Consider the following 12,395-nt stretch of genomic DNA (forward strand, 5'->3'; position numbering starts at 1 on the left):
ATTCTTGTGGTTCCATGAATGATTAAGTGTTAAGTGTAACACTATTCTAGGACGGGACAATATTTTTTTATAAAAAAAACCACGCTAATTAGCGTGGTTTTTTATTTTTTATGGATGTTAATTAATAAAGGATGTTATTTTTAAGTGTGGTTGTGTTTTTAAAACTTATTTAAAAGTATTTCTATTTTAACGACCCACCAAGTCTTTTATTTTGCTTTTAGATGATAAGACGAAATAATCGTTTAAAAACTTTACACTGCGTATTTAGTCGGATTTATTAATTAAATTCTTGTATTAATATAATAAATTCAAGGCTTTCGAGCGTTTCATATAAATCACATCCACTTAAATAATCAAGGTTAAGTAACACAAAAGATTAGCAATTAAGTGCCAATAATTCGTTCATATAATCGCGGGTGTTAGAAAGTCTTGGGACTTTATGTTGTCCACCCAATTTATTGTTTTGTTTTAACCAGTCGTAAAATAAATTTTTGCGTGCAATATTTATTTTAGGTTTGTTAAGGGTAATGTTGTTGTATCGCTTTGCTTCGTAATCTGAGTTTAGGGCTTTTAAAGCATTATCGAACAACTCATTAAAATAATGAATATCTTTTGGTGGTGTTTTAAATTCAATTAACCATTCGTGCGCGCCTTTTTCTTTGCCTTCCATAAAAATAGGAGCAGCTGTATAATCTATAATTTCAGCTTTGGTTCGCTTGCATACTTTTTTTAATGCTTGTTCTGCATTTTCAATTATAAGTTCTTCGCCAAAAACATTTATAAAATGCTTTGTTCTACCTGAAACTTTAATTCTATATGGGCTAATAGAAGTAAATCTTATGGTGTCGCCAATTTTATAACGCCATAAACCTGCATTGGTAGTTATAATTACGGCGTAATTCTGGTTTAATTTTACTTCGCTTAACGGAATGGCTTTTTCTTGGGCTGTTCCATAAATACTCATGGGGATAAACTCGTAAAAAATACCGTAATCGAGCATTAACAACAACTCGTTAGAATTGTTCTGATCCTGGATAGCAAAAAAGCCTTCTGAAGCATTGTAAATTTCGTAGTACTTAAAGTCTTTATTTGGCAGTATTTTTTTGTATTGCTCATGGTAAGGTGTAAAACTTACTCCGCCATGAAAATAGACTTCTAAATTAGGCCAGATATCATGTAAATTTTGTTTGCCTGTGGTTTCTAAAACATTGTTTAAAAGCACCAGCATCCAAGATGGTACGCCCGCTAAACTAGTCACGTTTTCTTGTATGGTTTCATTAACTATGGCCTGCATTTTATGCTCCCAATTGCTCATTAAAGAAACTCTGTTACTTGGCGTACTACTAAATTCTGCCCAAAAAGGCATGTTGTCTATTAAAATGGCCGATAAATCACCAAATACGGTCCCGTTTTCACGGTACAATTCTTTACTGCCACCAAGGCGTAAACTTTTCCCCGTAAATAATTGAGATTCTTCGTTATTGTTTAAATACATACAAAGCAGGTCTTTGCCGGCTGCATAATGACAATCTTCGAGCGACTCTTCACTCACTGGAATAAATTTACTTTTAGCACGGGTAGTACCACTGGATTTTGCAAACCATTTAATAGGCGTTGGCCAGAAAATATTATGTTCGCCTTTTCTAGAGCGTTCAATAACATCCTGCCAACCATCATAATTTTTAATTGGAATTCTATCGGCGAAAGTTCTGTAATTCTTTATAGATGCAAAATCGTATTGTTTGCCAATTTCTGTGTCTTTAGCAATGTCTATTAGTTGAAGTAATAATTCGTTTTGTACTTCGTTGGGATATTTTAAAAACAATTCGATTTGATGAAATCGTTTTTTTAAGAACCAGGAAGCAATCGAATTTACTATAGGTATTGGCATAATTATATTATCTTTCAGTTCTTAAAAATAATACTTTTTTTTATGACTTATCAAGGTGTTTTAACAAAAATGGAAACAGAATTTACGAGTCCAATTCAATACTATTTAGTGTTTGAAAATGATTTTATAAACATGAACCAGTTGTTAGACAAAACCATTACTATTCAATTTGTTAAGTACCAATGTTTAAATTGTGGTTTAGATAAACCTATTTATAGACAGGGGTTTTGTAGAAATTGTTTTTTTGAAATCCCACAGGCAGCCGATTGGATTATGCGACCAGAGTTAAGTACTGCGCATTTAGACAAAGAAGACCGCGATTTAGAATACGAGAAGAAAGTACAGTTACAACCGCATGTGGTGTATTTGGCAAATTCCAGCAGTGTAAAAGTTGGTGTAACCAGAAAAAGCCAGATACCAACACGTTGGATAGACCAAGGTGCGCATGAAGCTATTGAGATTGTAGAAGTGCCAAATAGATACCTGGCAGGTATTACCGAGGTAGCTTTAAAAGACCATGTAGGCGATAAAACGAATTGGCGTACAATGTTGAAAAATGAGGTGGTAGATGAAAATTTAGTAGAATGGCGCGAACGCCTAAAAAAATACATTCCAGACGAAGCTAAAGATTATTTTATTGAAACTAATACCGAAACTAATTTAGAGTTTCCTGTGGTAAAGTATCCGGAAACTCCTAAAAGTCTGAATCTTATTAAATCCCATTCCTACACCGGAAAGTTAACAGGCATTAAAGGGCAGTATCTTATTTTTGAAGATAACACTGTGTTTAACGTGCGTGGAAATGAAGGGTTGGTGGTTGCGTTAGCGATTGCAGTGTAAAGCCCGCAGTGACCCCGGTACTTCGGGGGAGCGAGGACTTGCAACGGAAAGCGCGACCCTTTTGGGTAACGCCAAAAAAAATCCCATAAACAACGTATTGTGAATGGGATAATTTATTTTCGCCTAAAGCCTAAAGCCTAAAGCCTAAAGCCTAAAGCCTAAAGCCTAAAGCCTAAAGCCTAAANTATCTTCTTGGTCTCTTAAATTTTGTATATAAGCCGCTTTTTGTATTTGGCGACGTCTTTTAACAGATGGCTTCGTAAAAAATTGTGCATCTCTTAAGTTTTGCATTACTTTAATATTACGGTGTTTACGTTTGTAACGTTTTAATGCACGTTCAATGTTTTCACCTTCTTTGATAATAATTTTTAACATGTATAGTTTTTAATCGATTTGTGTTTTAGGATTATCCTAAATACGTTTTTAATACTTTGCTTTTTGAGGTATGTCTCAATCTGCGAATTCCTTTTTCTTTTATTTGTCTAACACGTTCGCGGGTTAAACCAAAAGCTTCACCTATTTCTTCGAGGCTCATGGGTTGTTCGTTACTTATGCCGTAATAATTTCTAATAACTTCGGCCTCTTTTTCTGAAAGTGTATTTAATGCACGATTAATTTCCACATTTAAAGAGTCTTTCATTAACGCATTATCTGGTCTTGGCGATTCGTTTAGGTTTACTACATCGTAAAGCGTTGAGGTTTCCCCTTCTTTTAATGGCGCGTCCATAGATATGTGTCGGCCAGAAATTTTCATAGATTGCTTTACATCGCTAACGGTAAGGTCTAAATTGTTAGCAATTTCTTCTGCACTTGGCGGACGTTCATGCGTTTGTTCTAAAAACGAATAGGCTTTGTTTATTTTATTAATAGAACCAATTTTATTTAATGGCAGTCTTACAATTCTAGATTGTTCTGCCAATGCTTGCAGAATGGCTTGTCTAATCCACCAAACGGCATACGATATAAATTTAAATCCTCTTGTTTCGTCGAAACGTTTCGCTGCTTTAACCAAACCAGCATTGCCTTCGTTAATTAAATCTGGCAATGTTAAGCCTTGATTTTGATATTGTTTTGAGACAGATACTACAAAACGTAAGTTAGCAGTTGTTAGTTTGTCTAAAGCTTCTTGATCTCCTTGTCGAATGCGTTGTGCCAGTTCTACTTCTTCGTCGGCTGTTATTAATTGTATTTTACTTATGTCTTGAAGATATTTGTCAAGTGATTTAGATTCTCTGTTGGTAACTTGTTTCGTAATCTTTAATTGCCTCATATATTGTTTTTAAGTTATAAATTATTTATCTACAACTTAACTTTTTTATTGAGATAACCTAATAATTACGGTGTTTTCTTTCGAAAACGCACTAATTCATGCGAAAAAGCCTACTTAACTGTGTCTTTTTGCTTTTTCTTGCCACTTAATAAGCCTCCAAGAACATTTTTTACAGCATCTTTTGGGGTTGTTTTGGTTTGGGTAGAGTCGGCAGTGGTTGTTTTATTTCCACTAACAAGACCGCCTAGAACATCTTTAACCGCGGTTTTTTGTGCTGCAGAAGCAGAGTCTTTTTTCGTTTTATTACCCGAAATTAAATCACCAAGCATATTGCTTACTTTGTCTTTTCCTTGGTTAAGGAGTTTTTGTTTTTCAATTTCAACCAATTGTTTTGTTAAGTTAGTAACACCACTGCTTAAATCTGTTTTTACGGCGGGTTTGGTATAGGTTCCCGAAATATTTGCCGTGATTGGGATGGTTAAGTTTTTGGCAGAAGCATCGTCAATTTTAGCAATAAGTTTGTTTACATCGCTTCCTAAATATTTTGCAGGCACGTTAAAAACTGCGTTGTAAGCCATGGTTTGATCAAAACTATGCGACCCAGCAACTTCAATTTCGATATCTTGATATTTAATTTTAAACGGTTTTACGCTTACTTTACCTTCATTAAATTCAAATCTCGTTTTTAAGTCATTTAAATTTAATTTGGTGAAATCCACAAAGTTTAACGAGCTTCCCAATAAATTTAAAACTTCAGATTGTTTTGGGCTTATCGCAGACGATAATATTTCGGCAAAAGCACCACCAGATAAACTAGTTAAATTTGGGGTAAAATCGTCTGTTAAATTACCCTTTAAGTTTAATGTGGTGTTTAATTTTCCTTGAATAATTTTAGCTAATGGTGCTAATTTTTGAAACAATTCAATCCCTTCAAACGATTTAGAAATATCGAAAGCACTTATACCTAAGTCCATGTTAAAGGTAGGTGTGTCTGTTTTTGTAGATACAACCCCAGATAGTGCCAACTGACCATCGAACAGATTGGTTGTAAAGTTTTGTAGATTAACTTGTTCGTCTTTAATAATTAAAGTGCCTTTAGCATTTTTTAATTGTAAATTATCGTAAAGCACCGTATTTGCTTGTGCATTAATAGTACAATCAAGGAACGCTGGAATTTTAAGAGATTCTTTAGTAGTAGGTGCTTTTTTATCGGTTCCAGTTTTGCTTGTTGTAGTTTCAACCGCATCAGTCATAAAATCGTTTACCGCAAACGTATTAGAATTCAAAGTAAAATTACCTTCAAGATTTTTGTTACTAAACATAAATCCTAATAAATTTTTAATGCTTCCTGTGGCATTTAAATCGCTTTTTCCGGTTTGTGCTTTAAAACTATTTAATGAAACGGTTTCTGGATTAAAGGTAATGGCCGCTTCCGAAATAATTAGCGGACTTTTAAACTCTTCTGAAGCATATTTAAAATTACTTAAACTCATGCTTCCGCTATTTTTTATGCGCTCGTAAGCATTTTTCTCAACAGCTTCCATATCAAACGCCGTATTAACATTCGCTTTTAAAATACCTGTTAATTGGGTTTCTAAATCTACGGGGTAAACTTTAGCAATATTTCCCAAATTAATAGTGCCATCAATAGCAGCATTTACCAACATGTTGCCAGTTAAATTTTTTATAGTGGCAGACGATTTGAAAACATCTTGGTCTATTTTAAAATTCAAGGTGTTTATGTTAACATAGGTGTCTTTGGTATAGCCCGTTTCGTTTTTTATTTCTGTGTCGATAACTATATTTTGAACTCCTTTTGGCAAAGAAGGATATTTAAAAGAGGCGTTGTTAGATTTTATACTAATATCTAAAGTTGGAATGGTTTCATCGGTTACCTTTCCTTTTATGATGCCTTTTACTTTAAAATCGCCCGTGGTATTTACATTTTCGATGTTTTTAGAATAGGTTTCTGGTACTAATGCTAAGAAACTTTTAAACGACGATTCAGGATTTTCGAAGGTTATATCTACATCTTGTCCTTCTTCTATTAATTGAACAAAACCATGAAATTCTATAGGTAATTGATTGATATAACCTTTGTTGTCTTTAAAGGTGTATTTAGAGTTATTTAAATCCATATCTATTAAGGCATCCAACTTAATAGGGTTGTTGTTTAAATAATTAGAACCATCCATTGAAAGGCTAATTTTGGCGTCACTTTTGGTGATTAATTCCGATTTATCCGCCGAAAACACTCCTTTTCCTTCATGATTGAATTCTGAAATTTTAAAAAGGATATTCGATTCTTGGCTTATATAATTGATGGTGCTGTTTGTAATTTTATAATCTTCAATATCAAAAGCAAAACTGCTAGGTTCGGTTGATGCGTTTTCTTTTTCTTTAGTAATATCGTAATTAGCAACGCCTTCAGCATTAGTGATTAAATTAAGTAACACATTTTCGGCATTAATAGAATTTACGATAATGGCTTCATCGGCTTTTTTAAATAATTCTTTAACCGACATGGTAAAGGCAATCTTTTTGGCACTCACTAAGGTATCGCCTTTAAAAGGTTCAAAATTGGTAATCGCCAAATCGTCTATAGACACATAGGCTTGCGGAAAACTTCTTATAAAACTTAAATCTACATCGGTAAACTCTACTTTGGCGTTCATGTTTTCGTTAATAAATCGCTTAACCATATCTTTAATTTGCGATTGAAACATAAATGGCGCAGTCACTAAAAGTAGTATTACAATTAGTAAAGATATTCCTGAGATTTTAAGTGCTTTTTTCATGATTTGGGATTTTATTAAAGTACAAACAAAAATAACCAAAAGCTGGTCGAAAATAGAAAATTTAATAAAGATTTATCAGTTTTATAGGAGTTCTATTTCTTCATTTACTTTTAAATTAAACCTTCTTTTAAATATATAGACGCCTAAATATAGCAGAGGCGTATCAAATAAAGCTATAAGGGCTTTAAATAAAAAACCGGCTATAAGCAAACCGGTAAATTTGTCCCATGCTATAATGTTGAAAGAACACAATAAAAGTAGAATGGTTAATGTATCTACAAACTGTGACGAAAAGGTTGAAAAATTATTGCGTAACCACAGGTGTTTGCCTTGGGTTAAGCGTTTCCAGAAGTGGTAAATATGTATATCTATAAATTGCGCAAATAAATACGCCAGCATACTCGCAAAAACAGCCAAAGCAGTATTGCCAAAAACGGTAGAAAACATGCCATTGCCCACGGGCGACCAACTTGTGGCAGGTGCAGCGTTAGAAACAAAAATAATGATAAGCGAAAATATGGAAGCAAAAATGCCAACCACAACAACATCATTCGCGCGTTTTTTACCATAAATCTCGCTTATTAAATCGGTAATTAAAAACGTAACGGGGTAAGGTAATATGCCAACAGAAAGTTCAAAAAGTTTGGTGCCGAAAATTTCTAGATGAAACGGATACCAATAAAAGAATTTTTGAAATATTAAATTCGAAACTACTAACGAGGTAATAAATAGGGCTCCAAGAACCATGTAAATACGCTGTGCTACTAGTTTGTCTTTAAGTGTCATATAAATTGTGAATAAATAGGTATCGTAAATATAAAAGAATAAAATTTGTTTTAGTTATTTTGCCGATACTTATGATGACTCCACAGACATTCTACATAGCTTTAGGAAGCAATAAAGGCGATAAATTTAAAAACCTTCAAGATGCCATAGATTTAATTCATGCCCGTGTTGGTAACATTATACGCATTTCTAAAGTATACAATTCACCGGCTTTTGGCTTTGAAAGCGACGATTTTTTCAACGCCTGTTTAATTTTAGAAAGTTATTTAACACCTAAAAGGGTGTTGCAGGAGTTATTACAGATTGAAGTAGATTTAGGTCGGGTTCGCACAGAGGCGCCTACTTACGAAGCGCGCAGCATCGATTTAGATATTATTTTAGTTGAAGATGTCGTAATTGAAACTAAAACACTGCAAGTGCCACATCCAGAAATGCATAAACGTAAGTTTGTATTGCTGCCCTTGGCAGATATCGCTCCCAAAGTAATTCACCCCTTATATCATAAAGACATTGCCGATTTGTTAGAGGCATGTAATGATGAAAGTGTTTTAGAACCGATAAACATCTGGTTAAAAAACTCCAGTAAATTTTGTGATTTTTCTAAATACAATTTTATAGCCATTGAAGGGAATATTGGTGCAGGTAAAACCAGTTTGTCTAAAAAAATAGCCCACGATTATAATGCAAAACTAATTTTAGAGCGCTTTGCAGACAATCCATTTTTACCTAAGTTTTATAAAGATGCCGTTCGCTATGCGTTTCCGTTAGAAATGTCTTTTCTTGCCGATCGCTATCAACAGATAAGCGACGATTTAAGTCAGCTCGATTTGTTTAAAGATTTTATCGTGAGCGATTACGATGTGTTTAAATCGCTTATATTTTCGAAAATCACCTTGCAGGAAGATGAGTTTAAACTCTACAGAAAGCTCTTTTATTTAATGTATAAAGATTTAAGAAAACCCGATTTATACGTGTATTTATACCAAAATACAGAGCGTTTGCAGGAAAATATAAAAAAGCGTGGACGCGATTACGAACAAAATATAGACAGCGATTATTTAGAAAAAATAAACGCAGGGTATTTAGAATTTTTAAAAACCCAGGGCGATTTTAATGTTAAAATTATTGATGTTTCAGAAAGAGATTTTATTGAAAACCGAGGCGATTATTTGTGGGTTTTAAATGAAATTTGTGGGGAGTGAGTTGAAAATTTTTCTCGTGTTTTAACCATTAAGTTCCAATGTTTTCTTGTTTAGTCTATTTTTGCACAGAATTATTTTACTCAATTCAACATTTTTCCATTGTTGTTAAATAGTTTAAAACTTTTGTATGAAGTTGAAAAGAATGATTTCTCTTCTTTAGTCATTAATTCGTCGAATTTATAACCAGGTAAATCAAAATCCTTTGGAATTTCTAAAGTCAATAAGTTACTATTGGCTAGCAGAACAAAGCGTACATGTTTTCGATTTGGAAATGTAATGTACAAAGAAATTGCGTTGTTGAAATCTATTGAAGAAGTTAATTCTGTAGGCATTTCAGCAGTTACCTTATTTTTATAGTTGGCAAATGATTTGTCATTTGTGAATTTTACATACAATTTGTTGTCGCAATTTTCATTAAGGATTTCTTGTAAAAAAGGATGGCTTATGATACGAGATTTCAATTCATCTTTTTTGTTAATGAAATTTTGTAAAGGTGTTATAGCTTCTCCAATAGCCATTGTCAAATCATAAATGATTTTTCCGTTTGAATCTTTCTCTAGTAATTCTGCTTGCCAACAATCGCCATTGTAACTGTATGAGTGAATATTTCCAATTATTGAGGATTTAATTTCAAACTTGTCTAATTCTTTTTTTTCTCGATAAAGTAAATCATAAAGTTGCTTATTAGGATTTTTGATTCGTGACTTAATTTCATTCGGTAGTAAAGGTATTAGTTTATTAATATTTTTATCTACCTCATTTTTTTTGAGGCTATCTTTTAGAAAATAATGATAATTTTTATAAGTGTTATAAAAATGAAGCTTATTAAACGCATCCATTGATTTATCGCTAATTATTTCAGAAATTGTTTTTTCAAAATATTGTTGATATTTAAAATCTAAATTAGCGTAAGCTTTAGCAATTTTATTACCATCAGAAAAATAGTGTTTTCGAATCGTGTCTTGAATTCTCAAATTAGATCCCAACAATATTTTGTGAACATCTAAATCTAACTTAGTCAATTCATTTATATTGGTGTTTCTCGCATTAGTCGCTATATTACTATTGGCAATTCTTGTGACGTTATCATTCATAACATTTAGGAATGTCTGAATAAAAACTTCCCAATTTTGATTTTGAGCAGCAAGAGCAGCCATTCTTTTTTGTTGGATTATTGGACCATCATCATAACTGCAAGAACCAACTTGTCTATTTTGTCGCATTAATTCTAAAGCTCTGTTTTTGGAAATTAATTGAGCAGTAAAATCTTCTAAATCTCCGTTCGAAATTTTATTTTCTTCGGCGTATGATAAGGCTTCTATTAATAGTTTTTTAAATTGTTCGTCAGTTTTATATAAGCTATCGGAGAACTGTTGCTTATGTGACTGCCATTTGTCTAATTCTTGTCTATAAACAAAAAAGTCTTGTTCTTTCTGATAAGGTGGTTTGTGAGTTTTAGTTTCAAAATAACTAACTAAAGAGTCAATAATAGTTTTTTTATAGCTTTTTAACCCACTAGATTCTTCTGTGTTTTCATAGAAAATAGATGTTTCTGGTTTTACTATAATATCTGTATAGGTTATCCAATTTGAATAATTTTTAGGAATATTAATCGCTCTAAATTTATCAATTATATAAAACCCTTGAATGATGGAAGCATCTTTGTAATCGCCCCAAGATTTTTTATGTATTGAATACAGAAATTTAATGTTACTCTTGTTTACAGAATCGCTAAATTTTAACTCAATTAAATGGCTTTTACTATTACCTATCTCAAAAGATTTGACTTCAATTAATTTTTCCTTCTTATAATTGAAACCTACATTTTTTATTATTAACAATTCTCTATCAATTTGAAGGTTTGGGTTTTTCTTAATCAGGTGTTCAAAATTTTTAGCATTGTGTAAAGAGTTTAGAAAATCATTTGGTTTGTTTGTAATTATTTTAAAGTAGTTTGCCGTTGTATATGGTAATGATTTATATGTTAGAGTGTCATTTATATTAAATTCTTTTTCTAAAGATTTAATTATTGAATTTAATTTAGGGATATCATTCTCATTCACAATTTGATTTTGAGCAGAGATATTATATGAAATCAAAGTTAATATTAATGTGTAGAATGTCTTTTTCATAATTGTTTACAACGTTTACTTGTAAGAATAGTGTGGTTTTGTATACCAAAATTTTTATCTCAGTTCTTTGTTGCAGCCAGTTTTATTCTTCTATTATTTCAACTTTTGGTTTTGTGATTTTTATCTCAGAAATGTCTTTAATTTTCTCAATAGTTTCAATTCCATTTTCATCTATTATTTTTTTAATAAAATTTCCATTTTTATCCTTTTCGATAATCTCTTTAGAACCATTCTTAAAAGTTGTTTCTTTTCTTATTAAACTACCGTCATTTTCAAAAGAGACAGATTTTGAAGTTGGTATCGAGTTGTTGAATTTCTCGAACTCTTCAATAGTTTTAAAATTCAATGTGTTTTCTGGTTTAAGGGTTTCATCAAAACTCCAGTTATCACCTAATAATGAGGTTAATTCTAGTGCGATTCGAGTTTTTTTAATGTCATATTCTTTGTTTTTAGTTTTTAAGAATATTCCCTCAATTTGCTCTTTCGTGAGTTTTTCTTTCGTTTTATCAAATGTAATTTTTAAACTATCATTTTCTCTCAATAAAGTTTTGACAAATTCTGTTGGAATATAATTGACACTAACAAGTTCTTTTTGTTGAGAAAAAGTAAATTTAGAAAATCCTAAAGAAAGAATTATAATAAAAATTATTTTGTTCATTCGTTTTTTGTTTTAATTGGCTACAACAATATGCTACAAAAATTGCCTATATCGACATTCTATATTTACAAAACTAATAAATATTAACTTACAAAAAATTCTTTTTTAAAACCGTCAGTATTAAAATAGTTGGCTTTGGTTTAGGTGATTTTGTTTTTATAAAACGTTTATCTTGATGTTTCAGGAGAAATCGGCATCAAAATATGGTGTACAAAGTGGTAACTATGCACCCTTTGTTTTGTTCTAGAACATGCTCATTTAAAATAGTTGCTTCTTTAATTTTTAAATTAAAAGGCGCTTCTAATAAATTAACGCCACTATGTTGTTTTAGTCTGATGCCTTGTCCGGAGATAATATCTTTGTTGGGGGTAAAGTTCCCCCATGGTAAATGCTCGGTTAAAATAATGTATTTATAAGCGTGTAGTTTTTTAACAACCTGTTGTATTTCTGAATTTGAAATGTGCTGTAACACTTGGCGTAATAGGATGCAGTCTGCAGGCGGAAGTTGGTCTTTTGCAATATCTAAACAGTGAAATTCTAAATGCGCTTCTTTAAAGATGTTTTTGTTTCTAGCAACAAGGTTTTCAACAATATCGATGGCATAATATTTTTTGGTGTATCGAGTAAGGTGTTTGCCTATATTAAAATCGCCACAGCCTAAATCGCAAACAACTAAAGCTGGGTTGTGCGACTCTAAAAAAGTTATTATCACTTCTAAATAAGGTTGAGTGATTTCAGGATTGTGCGAGCCGAATCCAGAATAAAAATCGAAGTCTTTGCCACCCCAAAGCTTCAGTTCGTAAATCTGATTCATGGCA

General features: G+C 32.1%; 10 protein-coding genes. 2 read left to right on the forward strand and 8 right to left on the reverse strand.

Features of this window, described 5'->3' with window-relative positions:
- Window positions 1–376: 376 nt before the first annotated feature.
- Window positions 377–1,891, reverse strand: coding sequence for a GH3 auxin-responsive promoter family protein (locus ACFQ0I_RS16840; protein WP_379944158.1), 1,515 nt, complete (start codon window positions 1,889–1,891; stop codon window positions 377–379).
- A 42-nt stretch (window positions 1,892–1,933) separates the two neighbouring features.
- On the opposite strand from ACFQ0I_RS16840, the gene ACFQ0I_RS16845 reads away from it, so the two are divergent.
- Entirely contained in the window at window positions 1,934–2,731 is a 798-nt protein-coding gene (locus ACFQ0I_RS16845) for a DUF2797 domain-containing protein (RefSeq protein ID WP_379944159.1), read from the forward strand.
- 165 nt (window positions 2,732–2,896) lie between these two features.
- On the opposite strand, the gene rpsU is transcribed toward ACFQ0I_RS16845, so the two are convergent.
- The 4 genes from rpsU to ACFQ0I_RS16865 form a co-directional block, all read right to left on the reverse strand.
- Window positions 2,897–3,106 carry a 30S ribosomal protein S21 gene (rpsU, locus tag ACFQ0I_RS16850; protein ID WP_379944160.1) on the reverse strand — a complete coding sequence of 70 codons (210 nt, stop codon included), beginning with the start codon at window positions 3,104–3,106 and terminating at the stop codon, window positions 2,897–2,899.
- A gap of 31 nt (window positions 3,107–3,137) precedes the next feature.
- The gene (locus tag ACFQ0I_RS16855; protein WP_379944161.1) at window positions 3,138–4,001 is read right to left on the reverse strand and encodes a sigma-70 family RNA polymerase sigma factor; all 864 of its coding nucleotides are present in this window, start codon (window positions 3,999–4,001) and stop codon (window positions 3,138–3,140) included.
- Between the two features lie 110 nt (window positions 4,002–4,111).
- Window positions 4,112–6,799 carry an AsmA family protein gene (locus tag ACFQ0I_RS16860; protein WP_379944162.1) on the reverse strand — a complete coding sequence of 896 codons (2,688 nt, stop codon included), beginning with the start codon at window positions 6,797–6,799 and terminating at the stop codon, window positions 4,112–4,114.
- Window positions 6,800–6,880: 81 nt separating this feature from the next.
- A complete protein-coding gene (locus ACFQ0I_RS16865; protein WP_379944163.1) occupies window positions 6,881–7,585 on the reverse strand; it encodes a queuosine precursor transporter in 705 nt (234 codons plus the stop codon).
- Between the two features lie 71 nt (window positions 7,586–7,656).
- Between ACFQ0I_RS16865 and folK the strand changes: the two genes are divergently transcribed.
- Window positions 7,657–8,787 (forward strand): 2-amino-4-hydroxy-6-hydroxymethyldihydropteridine diphosphokinase, encoded by a 1,131-nt coding sequence (gene folK, locus ACFQ0I_RS16870; protein WP_379944164.1) that lies wholly within the window; start codon window positions 7,657–7,659, stop codon window positions 8,785–8,787.
- An 80-nt stretch (window positions 8,788–8,867) separates the two neighbouring features.
- Here the strand turns inward: folK and ACFQ0I_RS16875 are convergent, their stop codons facing one another.
- The 3 genes from ACFQ0I_RS16875 to ACFQ0I_RS16885 all read right to left on the reverse strand — a co-directional run bounded on the left by ACFQ0I_RS16875 (window position 8,868) and on the right by ACFQ0I_RS16885 (window position 12,391).
- Entirely contained in the window at window positions 8,868–10,919 is a 2,052-nt protein-coding gene (locus ACFQ0I_RS16875; RefSeq protein WP_379944165.1) for a hypothetical protein, read from the reverse strand.
- A gap of 82 nt (window positions 10,920–11,001) precedes the next feature.
- Window positions 11,002–11,577: a hypothetical protein gene (locus tag ACFQ0I_RS16880; RefSeq protein WP_379944166.1), complete on the reverse strand. Its 576-nt coding sequence runs from the start codon at window positions 11,575–11,577 to the stop codon at window positions 11,002–11,004.
- 196 nt (window positions 11,578–11,773) lie between these two features.
- Entirely contained in the window at window positions 11,774–12,391 is a 618-nt protein-coding gene (locus ACFQ0I_RS16885) for a class I SAM-dependent methyltransferase (RefSeq protein WP_379944167.1), read from the reverse strand.
- Between the last annotated feature and the right edge of the window lie 4 nt (window positions 12,392–12,395).

Origin of the sequence: Mariniflexile aquimaris, from assembly GCF_042676825.1 — a bacterium.
Lineage (GTDB): Bacteria > Bacteroidota > Bacteroidia > Flavobacteriales > Flavobacteriaceae > Mariniflexile > Mariniflexile aquimaris.

Coding starts and splice junctions, on each gene's coding strand:
- ACFQ0I_RS16840 (WP_379944158.1), bottom strand. CDS start 1,891: ATGCCAATACCTATAGTAAATTCGATTGCTTCCTGGTTCTTAAAAAAA.
- ACFQ0I_RS16845 (WP_379944159.1), top strand. CDS start 1,934: ATGACTTATCAAGGTGTTTTAACAAAAATGGAAACAGAATTTACGAGT.
- ACFQ0I_RS16855 (WP_379944161.1), bottom strand. CDS start 4,001: ATGAGGCAATTAAAGATTACGAAACAAGTTACCAACAGAGAATCTAAA.
- ACFQ0I_RS16860 (WP_379944162.1), bottom strand. CDS start 6,799: ATGAAAAAAGCACTTAAAATCTCAGGAATATCTTTACTAATTGTAATA.
- ACFQ0I_RS16865 (WP_379944163.1), bottom strand. CDS start 7,585: ATGACACTTAAAGACAAACTAGTAGCACAGCGTATTTACATGGTTCTT.
- folK (WP_379944164.1), top strand. CDS start 7,657: ATGATGACTCCACAGACATTCTACATAGCTTTAGGAAGCAATAAAGGC.
- ACFQ0I_RS16875 (WP_379944165.1), bottom strand. CDS start 10,919: ATGAAAAAGACATTCTACACATTAATATTAACTTTGATTTCATATAAT.
- ACFQ0I_RS16880 (WP_379944166.1), bottom strand. CDS start 11,577: ATGAACAAAATAATTTTTATTATAATTCTTTCTTTAGGATTTTCTAAA.
- ACFQ0I_RS16885 (WP_379944167.1), bottom strand. CDS start 12,391: ATGAATCAGATTTACGAACTGAAGCTTTGGGGTGGCAAAGACTTCGAT.